Raw genomic sequence first — 17436 nt, forward strand, 5'->3', positions numbered from 1 at the left:
AGCGTGGGGCAGGCGTGCCTGAGGCTGTACCGGGAGGCGGAAGGGGCGAGGACGAGGGAGGAGTTGGAGGCGGTGGCCGAGCGGTTCGGCAAGGCGCTGGGAGGAGTGGGGCTGAGGGTGCTGGTGACGGTGGCGGGGGCGAAGCTGGCGCGAGGGTTGCCGGAGGTGCCGAAGGGAGGGCTGTGGGCGAGTCTGTCACCGCCGCGCTTCGCGATGGCGGGAGGCGGCCTGAAGGGCGGCCTGAGGGTAGGCGCGGGGACGAGGGCGCAGGTGAGCGTGGCGGACGGGACGGTGGTGCTGATGGGGGTGACGGGGAGCACGGCGACGGCGGCGGTGACGTCGGCGGCGAGCGCGGCACGGACGTCGGGAGCGTGTGCGGAGTCGGGGCAGGACGGGCACCATCGCCACCACCTGTGCACCAACAAGAATGACATCTCGGAGAGCAGTGGTGGACCTTGGACGCCCCGGTTCGAGAAACTCTTCGAAAAGGCGGGGATGAGCCTGGAGGACCCGGCGAACATCGTCTACCTGCGAGACCACAAGGGACCCCATCCCGAGGCGTACCACCGTAGGATTTTCGAACGATTGGGGGCGGTGCTTGGAACCTGTAGGACCCGCGCCGAATGTCGAGCGAAGCTCGTGGATGAGCTCGACAGGATTGCAGGGGAAGTCTGTACGCCTGGCTCCACACTCAACAAGCTGGCCACGAGGAATCCATGACCGTGCAAGGAAGGTATTTCAAATTATATGATGATATGTCGATTCCAGGGCGCTGGGACTTGAGATTTCCTCTCTTCAAGGATGGAGGGGACTCGGGCTCGCGTGAGGATGACGATGAGCGCGAGTTGTTCGACACCTGGAGATTCAACGAAGGGAGGACCCTGGAGATCGAGAGGCCGATCCGCTTGTCCATGAAGCCAGTGGGCCTCGCGCTCGAATTCAGCGAGGCCATGGGGATTCCCATCGTCCACCAGCGGGTCGTCTCGCTCTTCGAGCGTCTGGGGCTCCAGAATGAGGTGCAATTCATCCCGGTGGAAGTGGAGGGACAGACGGAGCCCTGGTTCATCCTCAATGCCTTGCAAGTCATCCGGTGCATCGACGATGCCCGGTGTGAAGAGGTGCTCTCCTGGCAGCCGGAGGACAACCGGCCGGACAAGGTGGGCCAGTACCGCGACGTCGCGGGGCTGCGGGTGGACGTTGAGAAGATAGGGGGTGCCCACATCTTCCGCCCCTGGGGCTGGCTGGTGGTGCTCATCGTCTCCGAGCACGTCAAGACAGCCATGGAGGAAGAGGGCATTACTGGCATCAAATTCCTCGAGGTCTGACGGAGCAGGAGCCGGACATGAAGCCGGGAGTCACGCACGTCCTCTGCGTGTGGATGCTGATGGCGCTGGTACTCCAGGCGGGGACGGCAGGAGCCGAAGCGGGCTTGCCGGTGTTGGAGCCGGTGGGGGTGAGCGGGTACCAGGGAGAGGAGGGGCAGGGGTTGAGGCTGACGTTCAAGAGGTTGGAGCCGGACCCTGGGCTGGGTTGGTGGAGGGTGGAGGAGGCGCGCGAGGTGGTGGCGGCACTGGAAGGCGAGTTCAAGGAGGCGAAGCCGAGGCCCGGGCCGAGGCTGCTGCCGGAGGCGCACACGAGGACGATGGCGGGGCTGGTGCCACCGGAGCCAGTGTTGAGCAAGGCATTGGTGGGAGCGGTCACGGTGGCACTGCTGCTGACGTACAGCGCGGCGGAGCTCTCCAACGTGGGGCAGGCGTGCCTGAGGCTGTACCAGGAGGCGGAAGGGGCGAGGACGCGGGAGGAGTTGGAGGCGGCGGCCGAGCGCTTCGGGAAGGCGCTGGGAGGGGTAGGGCTGAGAGTGTTGGTGACGGTGGCGGGGGCGAAGCTGGCGCGAGGGTTGCCGGAGGTGCCGAAGGGAGGGCTGTGGGCGAGTCTGTCACCGCCGCGCTTCGCGATGGCGGGAGGAGGCGTGAAGGGCGGCTTGAGGGTGGGGGCGGGGACGAGGGCGCAGGTGAGCGTGGCGGACGGGACGGTGGTGCTGATGGGGGTGACGGCGAGCACGACGGCCGCGGCGGTGACGTCAGCGGCGAGCGCGGCGCGGACGTCGGGGGCGTGTGCGGAGTCGGGGCAGGACGGCCACCATCGCCACCACCTGTGCACCAACAAGAATGACATCTCGGAGAACAACGGTGGCCCCTGGACACCCCGCTTCGAGACACTTTTCGAACTAGCGGGGATGAGCCTGGAGGACCCGGCGAACATCGTCTACCTGCGAGACCACAAGGGGCCCCATCCCGAGGCGTACCACAACGAGATCTTCGAGCGATTGAAGGGAGCGCTTGGGGCCTGTAGGCCCTATGCCGAGTGTCGCTCCAGGCTCATGGATGAACTCGACAAGATTGCAGGGGAGGTCTGTACGCCGGGCTCTTCACTCAACAAGCTCGCTACGCGGAAGCCATGATGGTGCAAATGAAATACTACAAGATGTATGACGATGTGTATGTTGGTGGGCGTTGGAATTTGAGATTGCCTGTCGATACGCAGGGGGAGTGGATAGACACCTGGCAATTCAATGAGGGAAGAGCTTTGGACATCAAGGGGCCAATTCGCTTCCCTGTGAGGCCGAAGGGCATCGCTCTCGAATTCACGCTTTGTTCGATGGGCAATCCCGTCGTTCACCGGAGGGTCGTCTCACTCTTCGAGCGTCTGGGGCTCCAGAAGGCGGTGCAGTTCATCCCGGTGGAAGTGGAGGGACAGAAGGAGCCCTGGTTCATCCTCAATGCCTTACAAGTCATCCGGTGCATCGACGACGCCCGGTGTGAGGAGGTGCTCTACTGGCAGCCGGAGGACAACCGCCCGGACAAGGTGGGTCAATATCGGAACGTTCGGGGGCTGAAGGTGGACGTTGAGAAGATAGGCGGTGCCCACATCTTCCGCCCCTGGGGCTGGCTGGTGGTGCTCATCGTCTCCGAGTACGTCAAGCAAGCGATGGAGGCCGAGGGCATCACGGGCATCAAATTCATCGAGGTCTGAGTCGTCCGGTCCTCGTCTCTCATCCCGCGGGGCTGGCGCCGGGCGGCTCGGGGGTCTCCGTCTCCGGGGGCAGCACGTAGGGCCCCAGCGTGTCGCGGTACTCGCGCACCAGTGCCTCGGGCGCGTGCACCTTCCGGCCCGTGAGCATCGTCTGCAGCATCATCGCGTTGGCCACGCCCTTGCCCCTCACGTGGTTGTTGGTCACCACGTACACGTCACCTACCCGCGGGTGCTCCGCGATCTCCTTCGTCCGCTCGGCCCAGGGCTTCAGCTCCTTCGCCGGGTACAGGTAGTCGTAGCGCTCCCTCGCGTTCGCCGTCTTGCGGAACCAGTTGCGGTAGTTGCGCCCGTGCACCCGCACGTACCCCACCGACGACGTCACCCGCGCGCTCGGGCCCAGTGAGTCCTGGAAGAGCGGCTGGTCGATGTTCACGAATCCCACGCCCCGCTCGGCCAGCTCCGCGAACACGTCCGGCACGTTCCACGACTCGTGCCTCACCTCCAGCACCAACGGCCAGCCGGAGAACGTCGTCACCAGCTCGTCCAGCCAGTCCCGGCTCTCCTCCGTGTTGCGGAACGACCAGGGGAACTGCATCAGCACCGCTCCCAGCTTCCCCGCCTCGTGGAGGGCATCCAGCCCCTCGCGCGTCTGGCGCACGTCGTCCGCCGTCCACACCGCGTCCCGCTCGTGCGTGAAGCGCTTCCACAGCTTCGCGGTGAAGCGGAAGTCCCGGTTGAGCTCCGTGCGCTTCACCCACAGCTCCGCGTTGCGGCGGCTGATGGGCCCGTAGAAGCTGGTGTTCAGCTCCAGCGCGTCGAAGTACCCCGCCAGGAACGCGAGTGGATCGAACCCCCTCGGCTTCGGTTTCGGGTACACCACTCCCGCCCAGTCGTCGTAGCTCCATCCCGCGGGGCCGATGCGAATCACGCACACACCTCCAGCGGCTCACCATGGGGACCGCTCCGCCGCGCCGCAGCACGCGCCCGCTCGGCTGCCCTCCCAGGTTTCCCCGGGCGTGTGGAACCCGTGACTCCAGGTATGCGTCCGAGGGCCTTCCGCAAAGGCTGCGCACCCGCCAGGGGTCTTCCGCAAAGGCTGCATCCCCGGTCCGCGCCAACCCCCTGTTTTCCCGTGAGCGGAGCGTTGGCGCTCCATATGCATTGGAAAGGGCTCGGAGGAGAGAAGATGAAGCGAAACCTGCAGATTACCTTCCGTGGCATGAATCCCAGCGATGCTCTCTCGGAGCACATCCGCGACAACGCGGACAAGCTCGAGCAGTTCTTCGACGGCATCACTGGCTGCCACGTGGTGGTGGAGGAGCCGCACCGGCATCAGCAGCAGGGCAAGCATTTCCACGTCCGCCTGGACCTGCACGTCCCCGGCAAGAACATCGTGGTCGATCGCGAGCACGGGGACAAGGTCTCGCACGAGGATGCCTACCAGGCCGTGAACGATGCCTTCGATGCCGCCCGGCGCCAGTTGCAGCACTACGCCGAGGGGCTTCGCGCCCACCGTTGAAGTCCGTGGTGGCGCTCAGGGGGGTCCGCCGTACGTGGGGTCGTCGCCCGGGACCTGGTTCTGGCCGCGGATGTCGTAGGTGCACTCGAGCCGCGAGCCATCCTCGAACCGGGCGTCGAACTTCCCCTCGAGGTGGTTGGCGTCCGCGAACCTGACGGAGAACGTGCCCCCGCTCAGCGGGGGGGCGTCCGCGGGCGTCTGGAGCTTCCAGAGGGAGACCGCGCCATCCTGGGGCCTCCGCTGGGACCACTCGTCCTCGGACAGGCCGAGGGGAATGTCCGTCATGTCCTGCTCCGCCGGGAGCTTGACCTCGGCGATGAGCCGCAGCGCGTTGTCTCCGTAGAAGAGCTGGAGGCGCGCCGCCCGGACCCAGGCGGTCTCGTGCTCGGGATGGAAGGCCGTGGGCACGATGGAGAGCATGCTGTCACCGTCGAGCTCTCCCTGGATGGGGGTGCCGCCCACGGTGCCCTCGCACCGTCCTTGGGGCCCGCACCCGGTGAGCAGCGCGGCACCGAGCAGACACGGGAGGCAGCGAGCCATTCGGACACTCCAATCGTCAGGGCAGTGAAGGGTCGTCACAGGGGCGGACCTCGACGGGTCCGAGCACGGGGCCACCGTCGGGGTTCTTGCACACGGGGCACACGCCGCCCCGGGGCCAGCGCTGGGTGGGCGAGCCATCGCTGCTCCTCACGGCGCCGGTGGCGAGCAGCCCGTCGTAGTCGGTGGCGAGCTCCACCGTCGTGGTTTTGTCGCTCAGCAGGCCGCTGATCACCAGCTTGCCGTCCCGCTCCTCCCAGCGGCCCCGTGCATCCCCCAGGGTGTCGCAGCCGCGCATGGACCAGCGCACCACGCCTCCCGGCTCGATGGACAGGTTGTAGGCATCCGCCTTTCCCTCCCAGTGGAACACCCCTTCGTACCCCTGGGGTGGGGGCGTGTTGTCACACCCCGTCATCACCAGGAGCGCGACGGCCCACGGACTCCAGACTCCTCGCATTCGAGACACGCTTCTGCTTCCTCCAGCTGAAGTGGCAGCGGCCTCGTGACAGCAATCCCCACGCCACCCGGGAGCCGCGGCGCACGGCCCGGAAGACGCGGACTTGCCCCGGCTCCCGGTGGACACCCTCTCCGTCATTCGTGGGGGGTCCTCGGTTTTCCGTCGTCCTCATGCCGGGGTGGGCGTGGCCACGGCCAGCGCGGACTTCACCGCGCGCAGCAGCGCCTCCAGGGAGAAGGGTTTGCGCAGGAAGCCCTGGACGGTTTGCCCTTTCAAGGCCTCGCGGCCGCAGGAGGTCACGACGAGCACCGCCGTGGCCGGGGTGTCCCTCCGCAGGCGCTCGAGCACCTCGAGGCCGTCCACCAGGGGCAGCATCAAGTCGAGCAGCACCAGGTCCAACTGCTCGCGCCCCACTGTATCGAGGGCCTCCATGCCGTTGTGGGCGGTGAGCACCTGGTGGCCCTCGCCCTCGAGGATGTCCCGGAGGGAGTCCGTGAGGACTTCTTCGTCCTCGACGATGAGGATGCGGCTCATTGACGCCCTCCCGGTTTGCGCGAGCGCCGCTTGAGGGCCTGGAGGAGCTTCGGGGCCTTCTGGGTGGTCCTTGGCCCGGTGGGCGGAGCCCGGGAGGGTTGGGGCGGCTCGGGGGGCCCGGCGCTCTCGTACGCGGAGTGCTGCCGGTGGGTGGGCAGGCCGGTCAACATCCCCTGGAGGGCGGCATAGGCCGCCTGTACCTGGAGGCCCTTGCTGGAGATGACGAACTCGCGCAGGAAGGGATCGTTGTCGCTGTCGCGCATCTTCAGGACGGAGAGCAGGCGGCGCAGCCGGCCGTTGAGCTCGACGAAGCGCAGGAAGATGAGGTTGTCGAAGATGGCCTCCGCGCCCTTGATGGGGGAGTGGAGGTCCGGCCCGAAGAGGGTGTTGGTCTGTTCGGTGATGACGGGGGTGATGTGTTTGTCGCGCAGGGCGTTGAGGAGCGCGGAGAGGAAGCGCGTGGTGCGCTCGGGATCGATGGCATCCTTGGCGAAGGGCTCCAGCCCGTCGATGAAGACGCGCCGGTAATGGTGCTGGGAGACCATGTCCATCAACTCCTGGACCATGGCGTCGGGGAGCGTCTCCACGGGAGCGCGCGACTCGAGGCGGATGAGGCCGCGCTTCATGGAGGGCTCCAGGTCCAGTCCCACGCTCTTCGTCTTGCGCATCAGCGTCTCGCCGCTCTCCGCGAAGCCGAAGTAGAGGCCGGGCTCCCCATTCCTGGCGCCCTCGGCCAGGTAGTGCAGGCCCAGGAGTGTCTTGCCACTGCCGGGACTGCCGAGCAGCAGGGTGGAGGAGAAGGAGACCACGCCTCCCTGGCACATGGCGTCCAGGCTGGGAACGCCGAAGCGCAGGCGCACGCTCGAGTCGGGGATGACCTCGGGCGTCTTGCGGTACACCGCCTCCCAGCGCGGGTAGATGCTCACCCCGCGCTCGTTGATGAGGAAGGTGTGCCGGCCGGGGATGTTGTCGCTGCCGCGGAACTTGAGGATCTCCAGGCCGCGGATGGCCTTGAGCCCGAGCAGCTCCGCGCTCAGGGCGAGGATGCCGTCGGCCATGGCGTACTCGACGTCCATCGCCTTGTTCGTCTCGGTGCTCAGCAGCAGCGTGGTGCAGTCCGTCAGCCCGCAGAGCACCGACAGGCCCTGGAGGAACTCGCGCAGCTCCAGCGGGGAGGCGGAGCGCTCGCGCACCAGGGTGAAGCCGTCGAGCACCAGCACCTTGATGTGCTTCTCGCGCACCGTGCGCGTGAGCAGCTCCAGCAGCCCGTGGGGCCCCTTGTCCTTCAGCACCGAGGTGCCGCTGAGGTAGAAGACGCGCTCGCCCACGAAGTCGGGCCGGAAGAACCGCAGCGAGCGCAGGTGCAGCATCATGCGCGCGTGCGTCTCGGCGAGCAGGGTGACGTAGAGGGCGCGATCGCCCCGCTCGGCCACGGAGAAGCAGAACTGGTTGCCGAGCGTCGTCTTGCCGGTGCCGGGCGGGCCCGTGACGATATAGGTGCCCCCGCGCAGCCAGCCGCCCGCGAGAATCTGGTCGAGGTAGGGAGTGCCACTGGAGATCCTGGGGACCTCTTCCCGTGGCGGCTCCTGCTTCTCCTCGCTCCCACCCATGAGGGTCTCCTTGAGTGCACCGCCCGTCCTTGCGAAGGGTGTGCATCTGGAGAGGGGACGCGGGGTGAGGCGCCGCTCCGCCGCCCGCCCTGCTCACGGCCAGCCAGGCGAAATCCCTCGAAGCCGAGCGCGGGTTGTGGAGGAGTGGAGAGCGCCCATGGGTGAGACGAGCACAGGGGAGACGCGGGCCCAGGTCTGTCACCGCTGCCTGATGCGGCTGGAGACGAGCGCCGGAGGCGTGGACCTGCCGCGCCGCATCCGCGCCACGCTCGCCGGGCGGGGCGAGGCCGTGCGCGTGGAGCTCACCGGGTGTCTGGGGTGGTGCCCCGTGGGGCGCGTGAGTGTTCAGCTCCGGCGCGCGGGAGCGTTCTCGGATGTGGTGTTGCTCGACCCGGCGAGGGATGGGGCGGAATTGCTCACACACCTTTCTTGCCCATCCACGGAAACGCCGTAGTCCGGGTGTCCAGGGGTTTTCGCCTGTGGGGGATTTGGCTGCGTCAGGCGCAGAACTTTCTCGCGCTGTAATCGCTCGGAAGTGAAAGGAAACACTCGCACCGCGGGGCGTGAATCCTGGCTGGGGTCTCGGACGTCCTTAGGTTGAGCCACAAGCTGACCCAACGTCGGGACAGCGGGGGCTGGTAGGAGGGCGTGTGGACGGGAACCATTCGAACGTCGAGGGCCATCTTCTTTCTCGGGCGGGTAGCGGGGCGCAGCCTCCGCGGCTCTCGCCTCCTTCCGACGAGACGGCACCCGCCAGCGTCCAGTCGGCCCTGCGCGAGGTGCGCCCGGATGACCTGGACGCCATCTTCGATGACGCGCTCTTCGGTCCGCCGGCGCTGGAAACGTCCGCCGAGGTGGCCGAGGCCAGTGGGGCCGCGGCCACGCCCGTGCCCGTGGGCGCCCTGGACTGGTACGCGGAGCGGCACGGCCAGCCCGCGGGCCCGTACCGTCTCGAGCGGCTGCGCGAGCTGTGGCACCAGGGCAAGCTCAGCCCCGACACCCTCTTCTGGTGCGAGGCGTGGAGCAACTGGCGGCCGTTGTCGAGCGTTCCGGAGCTCGTGGCCTCGCTGACCATCTCGGGGCTGCCCACGGTGGCCGCGGACGCGTCGGTCTCCACGGCCCCGGCGCGCGAGAAGGAGTCCGGCGCCGGGAAGCAGGTCGTCTCCGCGCTGCACTCGCTCGTCGAGGAAGAGGAGGTGTGGCTGCGGAAGATGAAGGAGGAGAAGGAGCAGGCGAAGGAGGAGGCGCGCTCGGCGATGCTCGACGTGCCGACCGCGCCCGAGGTGGCTCCCGCTCCTGCTCCAGTGCCCGTGCCCGTCGTGCAGCCGGTGGTGGCGCCGCCCGTCGTTCCAGGCCTGATGGCCGCGCCTCCCGCGCCCGAGCCCGCTCAGCGGGGGAAGGGTGTCCTGGCCGGCGTGCTCATCGGCTCGGCGGCCGTGGGCCTCGTCGCGGGGGCGCTGCTCCTGCTGACGCAGAACCGTGGCGCTCCGGAGCAGGTGGCTCCCGCCGTGGCTCCGGCTGTCGCGCCCGCGCCCGCTCCCGTCGTGGTGGCTCCGGTGACGCAGGCTCCGGCTCCGGCGACTCCGGCTCCGGTGGCGCAGCAGGCTCCGGTGGCGCAGCAGGCTCCGGCCCCGGTGGCTCCGGCTCCCGTGGCGTCGGCCCCGGTGGCACGGACTCCGGCCCCGGCGGTGCGGCCCACGACGCCCGCGCCCGCCGCCGTGACGCCCACGCCCGAGAAGCAGGCGGTGAGGTCCGTCACTCCGGCGCCGCGGCCCGAGAGGCCGAAGCCCGTCGTCGTGGCTCGGGCCGCCCCGGACGTGCGCATGCCGCGTGCCGTCGAGTCGGCTCCGCGGAGCAACCCGCAGCCGCAGCCGCCTCCCGCCCCCACCTCCCCGGTGAAGGCGAAGGCCGCGGACCCCCTCGACTTCGACGATGCGCTCGACAAGAAGTTCGAGGAGGAGCTCGGCTTGTCCGAGAGCGCGCCGAAGTTCAAGCCGGAGGATCCGCGCTCGAAGCGCAACGTCTATATCCCGCCCGAGCCGGGCAGGGAGCTGCCCGAGTCCCTCTCCACCTCGGACGTGGTGCAGGTGGTGGGCTCGCACAAGGACGCCATCCTCGCCTGCATCCAGACGCACTCGCCCGCGCGGACGTCGGACTCGGGCAAGGACCGGTTCGTGGTGCGCTGGCGCGTGCTGCCCACGGGGGATGCCGTGGATGCCCTCATGGAGACGGAGGCCCTCGAGGGTACGCCGTTCGCCCGCTGCATCGAGGGCCAGGTGCGCTCGTGGAAGTTCCCACGGCACCGCGTGCAGAGCCGCGAGCCCGTGCGCTTCCCGTTCACCTACTGAGCGGGCTCAGCGCGCGGCCAGCCGGGCGGCCTTGAGCAGCGCCTCCACCATGGGGACGCTGCTCGCCTTGCCCGTCCCGGCCAGGTCGTACGCCGTGCCATGGTCCGGCGACGTGCGCGGCACCGGCAACCCGAGCGTCACGTTCACCGTGCGCTCGAAGTCCAGCGCCTTGGCCGGGATGAGGCCCTGGTCGTGGTACATGGCCAGCACCGCGTCGTACGGGAAGTCCGCTACCCGCGCGAACAGCCCGTCCGCCGCCAGCGGCCCGTGCGCGTCCACCCGCAGCTTGCGGGCCTGCTTGATGGCGGGCGTGAGCACCTCCACCTCCTCGCGCCCCAGCAGCCCGCCCTCGCCCGCGTGCGGGTTGAAGCTCAGCACGCCAATCCGGGGCGCCCGGCCCACCACCGGCTTCAGGCTCCGGGACAGGAGCTGCAACTGGCCCACCAGCCGCTCCACCGTCAGCATCCGCGAGACGTCCACCAGCGGCACGTGGTTCGTCGCCAGCGCCACGCGCACTCGCGGGCCGTCCATGAGCATCATCACCTCACGGCCGAACGCCTCCGCCAGCACCTCCGTGTGCCCCATGAAGGGAATGCCCGCGCGGGAGATCTGCTCCTTCGACACCGGCGCCGTGCACAGCGCGTCCACCTTGCCGGCTCGCGCCGCCTCGATGGCCGCCTGGATGTAGCCGTACTGGGCCTTGCCTCCCGCCCGCGTCGGCTTGCCAGGCATCCGGTCCTTCTCGGACAGCTCCGTCACCACGCAGACCGTGGGCCCCGTGACGCGCTGGAGGGTACCGGGCGTGGTGCGTGTGTATTTCTTGAAGGCCGGGAAGCGCTCCAGCGTCGGCCCGTCTCCGAAGAGCACGGGGATCAGCGCCTGGCGCACCTTGGGCCTCGACAGCGCCGACGCGGTGACTTCCGGGCCGATCCCGGAGACGTCTCCCAGTGAGATGCCTACGATGGGACGCTCGTTCACGGTCAGATCTTCTCTTCGACCGAGGCCTTCTGACGCAGCTCCTGGACGTACTGCTCCACGAACTTCTCCGTCTTCTGCATCTTCAGCCGGTTCTCCAGCTCGGCCTTCACCTGCTCGAACGGGGGCACGTCCACCGCGCGCCGCTCCTCCACCTTCAGCACGTGCCAGCCGAACTGCGTGCGCACCGGCTCGCTCACCTCGCCCTCCTTCAGCGTGAAGGCCACCCGCTCGAAGGCCGGCACCATCACCCCGCGCCGGAAGAAGCCCAGGTCTCCTCCGTCCGAGGCGCTCGGGCCCTCGCTCTTCTTCTTCGCCAGCTCCGCGAAGTCCACGCCCGGCTTGCGCGCCTCCTCCGCCAGGGCCTGCGCCTTCTTGCGCGCCACCTCCACCTGCTCCGGCGCCGCCTTCGCGTCCACCTGCACCAGGATGTGCCGCGCGTGCACCTCGGCGTCCCCGGACTCCAGCTTCGCGTACTGCGTGTACGCCGCCTTCAGGTCCTCCTCGGACACCTTCACCTTCGGCGTCACCTTCATCTGGACCAGCTTCATGCGCGACATCTGGTTGCGCAGGAAGTCCTTGTACGTCTTCACCGTGAAGCCCTCGCCCGACAGCAGGCGCTCGAACGACGCGTCGTCCGTGACGTTGTTCTGCCGCTTCACGTCCGACACCGCCGCCTCGAGCTCCGATTCCGTCACCGCCAGGCCCAGCTCGCGGATCTCCACCTCCATCAGCTTCTCGCCGATGAGCGTGTTCAGCGACGTCTTGAGCACCCGGGCCCGCTCCTCGGCCCGCTGCTTTGGATCCCTCACCGCCGAGTTCAGCCGCGCCAGCTCCGGCGCCGCGCGCTTCTCCACCTCGGACAGCGCGATGACGTCCCGGTTCACCACCGCCGCCACCCGGTCCACCAGCTCCGCCCGAGCCACCGCGCCATTCAGGAGCAGCGCCGCCACCATCGTCCCCATCAGCTTCTTCATGTGCTTTCTCTTTCCGTTTCCGTGTCGATGGGACGGCTGCTCACTGCTTCGCCGCCGCCTGCGTGGCGGGCCGTCCGCGGATGGCCTGGAGCGTGGCCTCGTTCACCCAGACCTGGGCCTTGGCCCGCTGCTCCTGCTCGTACGTCTCCTGCGCCTCCGCCCGCCGCTGCGCCAGCAGCTTCGCCTCCACCTGCTCCCGCACTTCCGTGAACTCCAACTTGCGCCCCGCCTTCTTCTCCAGCACCCGGAACAGGTGGTAGCCGTACTCCGTTTCCACCACGTCCGACACCTGGCCCGGCGACAGGTAGAATACGACCTGGTCGAAGGCCGGCGGCATCTGTCCCCGGGGGAAGAAGCCCAGGTCGCCGCCCACCTTGGCGTCCGCGCTCAGCGAGTACTTGCGCGCCAGGTCGGCGAACTTCTTGCCCGACTTGAGCTGCGCCTGCACCCGCCGCGCCTCGTCCATGCCCTTCACGACGATCTGCGCGGCGCGCACCCGCTCGGGCTCGGAGAACTCCGTCTCGTGCGCCGCGTAGTACGCGCGCAGCTCCTCTTCCGTCACCGCCACGCGCGTGTACACGTGGTTCGTGAAGAGCTTCTCGATGGTGAGCCGCGCCGCCTCGCGCGCCTTGAGCTCCGCCATGGACAGCTGCCCCTGCGTCAGCACGTCGTTGAAGTTGCCCGCCGGGTAGTCACTCGACAGCCGCAACACGCCCCGGTCCACCTCCTCGGGGCTCACGGTGATGTTGTGCGTCCGGGCCTCCTGGAGCAGCACCATGCGGGAGATGAGCGTCTCCAGCAGCGCCCGCTTGTAGGGCTCCACGTCCTCCGGGGTGTGCTGGCCGGACTCGTTGGCGGAGGAGGCGAGCTCGCGCCCCAGCTCCTGCTCGAAGTCGGCGCGCGAGAGCACCTCGCCATTCACCGTGGCCACCACGTTGGCGTCCGGATCCTTCTTGTCCGTCTTGTTGCAGCCGGCCAGGCCCACGGCGAGCGCCAGGGCGGCGAGCAGCGGGGTGGCGCGGAAGGTCCGCGGCATGAGGGGACTCCTGCGGGTCATGGGCGCTCCACCGGGGAGGAAGGGAGAGGGGAGGAGGAGGGGAGGGGGGCGGGGATGCTGCCGGGAGGCGGGCCACTCGGGGGCCGCATGGGGGTGCTCACGTCCACGTGCACCCGCGAGAGCGTCGCGGCGTCCACGTTGAATCCGGAGCGGCGCTCCAGTCCGGCGAGCAGCTCCGCCCAGGCCCGGGTGCGCTTCTCCTGCGAGAGGCGATTCACAATCTGCTCGCGGACGTCCTCGGGCTTCAGGTTCAACGCCGCCTGGTGGCCGGTGAGCTGCAGCAGGTGCAGCCCCGCGTCCGTGCGCACCACGCCGCTGAGCGTGCCCGGGCCGCCGGCCAGCAGTCCCCGCGCGGCTTCCGCCACCTCGGGCCCGAAGTCCCGCCCGAGCTCCTCGAGCGAGCGGTAGCGCAGATCTCCATCCAGCGGCTGCGTGCGCGGCTCCTCGCTGTGCGCGCGGGCCAGCCGGCCAAAGGCGGTGAAGTCCTTGGGGGGCAGCGCCTTCGCCTCGGCGAGCAGCTTCTCCGCCTTCGCGCGTGCCGTCTCCACGCGGGCCGTGTCCGTCCGGGGCGCGGCGAGGAAGAGCTGCGAGAGCCGCACCTGCTCCGGCCGCACGTAGTCTTCCCGGTGGCTCTCGTACCAGGCGGCCACCTCGGCGTCGGAGACGGGGGGCTTCGCCTCGTCGAGCTGGGCGCGCATCAGCCGGGACACCAGCGCGCGCTTGGTGCTGGCCACCACCTCGGGGTCGTTCTGCAGCCCGCGGGCGAGCGCCTCCTGCACCAGCAACTCGAAGCGGACCAGGCCCTCCACGTACTCGCGCTTCTGCTCCAGCGTCTGGTAGCGCTCGCGCAGCGCGGGGCTCATCTCCTCCAGGCGCTGCTTCAGCTCCTCGGCCGACACCCCGTCCTCCTTCCAGGCGGCCACGGGCGTGCTCACCGGGGCGCGGGTATGCCGGAAGTCCACCACGGCATGGCCCGGCGCGGGGCCACGCTCGCAGCCCGCGAGGGCCAGCAGGGCGAGGGACAGGAAGCGGGAGACAGGAGACATAGAACGCGAGCCCGTGGGGTAGCACGCCGGGGGGGAGCGGACAACCGGACATCCCCCCGGGGCCTTCCTACGCCCGGGTCGCGTGCGCGGACAGGAACGCCTCCACCAGCGGGAAGATTTCGTCCGGTGCCCGACGCCCCAGCACCAGGTCCGCATGCCCGTAGTCCTCGGCGAAGCCATGGCCGCGCCCGGCCACCACCAGCTTCACCGGCCCGCCGAGGTACTCCTGCGCCCGCGCCACGGCGAGCGGGGGAGCGAGCAGGTCCTTGCTCCCCGCCAGCAGCATCACCGGCAGCTTCACCCCCGCCAGCGGCTTGCGGTAGCACGTGCCGTCCACCATGCAGAAGGAGTCTGTCGCTATCCAGTGGGCGAACTGGCGCACCACGCCGCCGTAGATGTCCGCGGGCACGTTGGCCAGGGCCTTGCGCACCACGTCCTGCTCCATGTTGGAGGCCAACATCATGTAGCGGCTGAGCGGCCCCGGCGGCGCGCCGAACAGGGCGATTCCGGTAATCCGCCGGGTGGGAATCATCTTCAGCCGCAAGAGCGGCTCTATCTTCTGGATGAACGTCTTGAGGCCCGGCTGCACCGCGAAGGTGAAGGGGGCACCAATGGCCACCGCGGCCTTCACTGGCGCTTGCGGGTTCCGGGCCAGATGGCCGTACAGGGTGAGCCCTCCCTTGGAATGACCCACCCAGAGCACTTCCCTGGCCCCCGTGGACAGGACGGTTCGCAGGGCGGTGCGCACGTCGTGCTCGGCTTGATCATCGAACGAGGCGTCGCCGCACGGGCCCGCCAGCCCCCGGCCGCGCAGCTCCATCACCCACGTCTCGTAGCCCGCCCGGGCCAGGTAGCGCGCCAGGCTGTAGTGCTCGTCGAAGTCCATGTGGAAGCGGTTGGCCCCCAGTCCATGGCAGAGGATGACCGGCTCCGCGTAGCGACGCTGCTCCCTCGGGTGGTAGCGCCCCAGGGCAATGGCGGCCCCATCGTCGGTGGGCACCCGGTACAGCTCGTCGGGCTTGAAGGGCAACGTGAGCAACCCTTCTCCGTCGCGATTTACCGCTCGGGAGAAAATATCCGCCATCCGCGTGAGCCTGGGCCCGTTTCGATTCGTCACGACTGGAATCTAATGCCCTGCGGGACGGATGCCGTGTTGAAAAACCCACGGACACACATGTCGGCAGAGCGGTTGCAAAGCTCCACACTCGTTCATGCCGGGAGGCGAGTGGATGCGGCAAAAGCCGACTGTTGCGGAAAAGTTGTCCTCGATTGAAGTCGCCCTGGTTCCCACGGATACCCTCCTGCACGCCCTGCGAGTGATGGAGCAGCGGGGAACCTCCCTGCTGCCGGTGGTGGGGGAGGAGGGGGGGCTGGTGGGGCTCGTCAGCCGGGCGCATGTGCTGGCGGGGTGGAAGGTGGACCCGTTGCTGCCGGTGGCGCTGGTGATGGCGGCGTACGAGGGGCGGCGGGGCGGCGGGTACCCGGCCTCCTGGTGAGGAGACGGGCGGGCGAAGCGGGTGTCCGGATGGAGGGGCGCGTGCGCTATGCTGCCGCGCCGCCGTGCCGGACCTCTGGACCGTCTACATGGTGCGCTGCCGGGACGGAACGCTCTACACCGGCGCCACCAACAACCTCGAACGCCGCGTGGCCACCCACAACAAGGGCCGTGGCGCCGCCTACACCCGCGCCCGCCTGCCGGTGACGCTCGTCTGGAGCGAGCCGGCGGCCGACCGGGGCGCCGCCCTCCGCCGCGAGGCCGCCTTGAAGCGCCTCTCCCGTTCCGAGAAACTCCGTCTGGTGGGCCGGGTGCGCCGCTGACCCGGGCTGGGTTCCGTTTGACCCCATTTTGTGAGAGTGTTCTACACCGAACTCTCCAATCTCCTGGAATCCCGGGGAATCGGTACGGACATGGCGCAGCGGCACGAAGGAGCACCCCGGGAGGGACCGGGGGACATGCCAGCGGGTGACGAGCTGGTGCTGCGAGACGAGCAGCGCCTCCTCTACATGTTGGCGCTCACGTGTCTGCCGTTCTGGCTGGTGGACTCGCTGTCGGTGGGGAGGCCGACGTGGGACACGCTGGCCCTGCGGCTGGGGTGGGCGGGGCTGACGGGGGGGATCGGCTGGTCCCTGCGGTGGCTGCGGCCCTCGAGGCGTCGGGGCATGAGGATGGTGGCGGGGATGGTGGTGCCCAACGTCTTCCTGGGGCTGGTGGTGTACCGGCTGGGCGGGACGGGCAATCCGCTCTTCCATTGGTTCTTCATGATGCCGCTGATGACGCTCTCGGTGTCGAGGGGCGAGCCGTGGCAGGGGGCGTTGAGCACGCTGCTGCCGATGGGGGTGGCGGGCACGGTGATGGGGTTGGAGGGGATGGCGCTGGTGCCGATGGTGTCGCGGCTGCTGCTGTTGCTGGGGGCGGGGGCGGTGGGGATGCAGATGAGCGTCTTCTACCGGAGGCTGCGGCGGGCGCAGGAGCGGGCGGAGGGAGATCAGCGGGCGGTGCAGGAGGCGCTGGAGGAGTCCAACGCGCGGGCACTGCAGGCCGAGCGGCTGGCGCAGGTGGGGCGGCTGGCGGCGGGCGTGGCGCACGAGGTGAAGAACCCGCTGGCGTACGTGCAGGCCAACCTGCGCTTCCTGTTGGAGGAGTGGCGGCAGCCGGCGTCGGGCACCAACGACACCGAGTACACCGAGGCCCTGCAGGAGACGATGCAGGGGGTGGAGCGCATCCATCAAATCGTGAAGGACCTGACGGCGCTGTCGCGGGCGGAGGAGACGGTGGAGGGGGTGGGGAGGTGCGAGCTGGTGCCGGTGGTGGACGCGAGCGTGAGGCTGGCGTCGGTGCGGCTGAAGTCGCTGGTGAGGCTGGCGGTGGAGGTGCCGCCGGAGGCGGTGGCGAGGGCGGAGCCGAGGCGGTTGGGGCAGGTGTTGCTGAACCTGCTGTTGAACGCGGCGGACGCCATCGAGGACGCGAGGGTGCAGGACGGGCGGGTGGCGGTGCGGGCGGAGGTGGTGGGGGAGCGGGTGCGGGTGGTGGTGGAGGACAACGGGCCGGGAATCGCGGCGGAGAATCTGCCGAGGCTCTTCACGACCTTCTTCACGACGAAGGAGCCGGGGAAGGGGACGGGGCTGGGGCTGGCGCTGTCGCGCCAGTACGTGGAGTCCTTCGGGGGCACGCTGCGCGCGGAGAACCGCCCGGAGGGCGGCGCGCGTTTCATCGTGGAATTGCCGGTGGCGTGACCGACTGTCCCCTCTCCCTTCGGGAGAGGGTCAGGGTGAGGGTGCCTGTCTCGGTTCTCCAACCCGTGGCACGCAGTGTGGACAGGGGGTTCAACCCGGGATGCGTGGC

The 17436-nt window shown here is 69.1% G+C and carries 20 protein-coding genes; 10 read left to right on the forward strand and 10 right to left on the reverse strand.

The genetic code is table 11. From position 1 onward, the window contains the following. From Q664_RS23630 to Q664_RS23645, 4 genes are all read left to right on the forward strand, one after another. Window positions 1-720 (forward strand): AHH domain-containing protein (locus Q664_RS23630; RefSeq protein ID WP_043399920.1); only part of this gene is annotated, 720 nt, incomplete at its 5' end. A gap of 59 nt (window positions 721-779) precedes the next feature. Beyond that, complete coding sequence (locus Q664_RS23635) at window positions 780-1325, forward strand: imm11 family protein (RefSeq protein ID WP_235216845.1); 546 nt, start codon at window positions 780-782, stop codon at window positions 1323-1325. A 17-nt stretch (window positions 1326-1342) separates the two neighbouring features. Beyond that, window positions 1343-2461 (forward strand): AHH domain-containing protein, encoded by a 1119-nt coding sequence (locus tag Q664_RS23640; protein ID WP_052518567.1) that lies wholly within the window; start codon window positions 1343-1345, stop codon window positions 2459-2461. An 8-nt stretch (window positions 2462-2469) separates the two neighbouring features. Further along, entirely contained in the window at window positions 2470-3033 is a 564-nt protein-coding gene (locus Q664_RS23645) for an imm11 family protein (RefSeq protein ID WP_235216846.1), read from the forward strand. Between the two features lie 19 nt (window positions 3034-3052). Here Q664_RS23645 and Q664_RS23650 read toward each other — a convergent pair whose 3' ends face one another. Further along, window positions 3053-3961: a DUF72 domain-containing protein gene (locus Q664_RS23650; protein WP_052518568.1), complete on the reverse strand. Its 909-nt coding sequence runs from the start codon at window positions 3959-3961 to the stop codon at window positions 3053-3055. Between the two features lie 258 nt (window positions 3962-4219). On the opposite strand from Q664_RS23650, the gene hpf reads away from it, so the two are divergent. After that, window positions 4220-4552: a ribosome hibernation-promoting factor, HPF/YfiA family gene (hpf, locus tag Q664_RS23655; protein ID WP_043399929.1), complete on the forward strand. Its 333-nt coding sequence runs from the start codon at window positions 4220-4222 to the stop codon at window positions 4550-4552. A 15-nt stretch (window positions 4553-4567) separates the two neighbouring features. Here hpf and Q664_RS23660 read toward each other — a convergent pair whose 3' ends face one another. From Q664_RS23660 to Q664_RS23675, 4 genes are all read right to left on the reverse strand, one after another. Then, complete coding sequence (locus Q664_RS23660) at window positions 4568-5092, reverse strand: hypothetical protein (protein ID WP_043399933.1); 525 nt, start codon at window positions 5090-5092, stop codon at window positions 4568-4570. A 16-nt stretch (window positions 5093-5108) separates the two neighbouring features. Further along, the gene (locus tag Q664_RS23665) at window positions 5109-5555 is read right to left on the reverse strand and encodes a hypothetical protein (protein ID WP_152622297.1); all 447 of its coding nucleotides are present in this window, start codon (window positions 5553-5555) and stop codon (window positions 5109-5111) included. 159 nt (window positions 5556-5714) lie between these two features. Beyond that, complete coding sequence (locus Q664_RS23670; RefSeq protein WP_043399938.1) at window positions 5715-6080, reverse strand: response regulator transcription factor; 366 nt, start codon at window positions 6078-6080, stop codon at window positions 5715-5717. Next, window positions 6077-7690: an ATPase domain-containing protein gene (locus Q664_RS23675; protein ID WP_052518569.1), complete on the reverse strand. Its 1614-nt coding sequence runs from the start codon at window positions 7688-7690 to the stop codon at window positions 6077-6079. The genes Q664_RS23670 and Q664_RS23675 overlap by 4 nt, the downstream gene beginning before the upstream one ends. A 157-nt stretch (window positions 7691-7847) precedes the next feature. On the opposite strand from Q664_RS23675, the gene Q664_RS23680 reads away from it, so the two are divergent. Further along, window positions 7848-8144, forward strand: a complete 297-nt coding sequence (locus Q664_RS23680) for a hypothetical protein (protein ID WP_043399942.1) — start codon at window positions 7848-7850, stop codon at window positions 8142-8144. Between the two features lie 196 nt (window positions 8145-8340). Then, on the forward strand, window positions 8341-10038 hold the full coding sequence (locus Q664_RS23685) for a GYF domain-containing protein (RefSeq protein ID WP_043399945.1): 1698 nt from the start codon (window positions 8341-8343) through the stop codon (window positions 10036-10038). 6 nt (window positions 10039-10044) lie between these two features. On the opposite strand, the gene pdxA is transcribed toward Q664_RS23685, so the two are convergent. The 5 genes from pdxA to Q664_RS23710 form a co-directional block, all read right to left on the reverse strand. Further along, entirely contained in the window at window positions 10045-11016 is a 972-nt protein-coding gene (gene pdxA, locus Q664_RS23690; RefSeq protein ID WP_043399947.1) for a 4-hydroxythreonine-4-phosphate dehydrogenase PdxA, read from the reverse strand. A 2-nt stretch (window positions 11017-11018) separates the two neighbouring features. Then, a complete protein-coding gene (locus Q664_RS23695; RefSeq protein WP_043399949.1) occupies window positions 11019-11990 on the reverse strand; it encodes a peptidylprolyl isomerase in 972 nt (323 codons plus the stop codon). A gap of 40 nt (window positions 11991-12030) precedes the next feature. Next, complete coding sequence (locus Q664_RS23700; protein WP_043399953.1) at window positions 12031-13026, reverse strand: peptidylprolyl isomerase; 996 nt, start codon at window positions 13024-13026, stop codon at window positions 12031-12033. Between the two features lie 17 nt (window positions 13027-13043). Next, the gene (locus Q664_RS23705) at window positions 13044-14093 is read right to left on the reverse strand and encodes a peptidylprolyl isomerase (protein WP_052518571.1); all 1050 of its coding nucleotides are present in this window, start codon (window positions 14091-14093) and stop codon (window positions 13044-13046) included. A 67-nt stretch (window positions 14094-14160) separates the two neighbouring features. Then, the gene (locus Q664_RS23710; RefSeq protein ID WP_043399956.1) at window positions 14161-15177 is read right to left on the reverse strand and encodes an alpha/beta hydrolase; all 1017 of its coding nucleotides are present in this window, start codon (window positions 15175-15177) and stop codon (window positions 14161-14163) included. Between the two features lie 175 nt (window positions 15178-15352). Here Q664_RS23710 and Q664_RS23715 point away from each other — a divergent pair, with 175 nt between their 5' ends. From Q664_RS23715 to Q664_RS62230, 3 genes are all read left to right on the forward strand, one after another. After that, complete coding sequence (locus tag Q664_RS23715; protein WP_235216847.1) at window positions 15353-15589, forward strand: CBS domain-containing protein; 237 nt, start codon at window positions 15353-15355, stop codon at window positions 15587-15589. A gap of 88 nt (window positions 15590-15677) precedes the next feature. Then, entirely contained in the window at window positions 15678-15911 is a 234-nt protein-coding gene (locus Q664_RS23720) for a GIY-YIG nuclease family protein (protein ID WP_043399974.1), read from the forward strand. Window positions 15912-16046: 135 nt separating this feature from the next. Continuing rightward, a complete protein-coding gene (locus Q664_RS62230; RefSeq protein WP_160174486.1) occupies window positions 16047-17327 on the forward strand; it encodes a sensor histidine kinase in 1281 nt (426 codons plus the stop codon). Window positions 17328-17436 lie beyond the last annotated feature (109 nt).

Origin of the sequence: Archangium violaceum Cb vi76 (assembly GCF_000733295.1) — a bacterium.
GTDB classification, from domain to species: domain Bacteria; phylum Myxococcota; class Myxococcia; order Myxococcales; family Myxococcaceae; genus Archangium; species Archangium violaceum.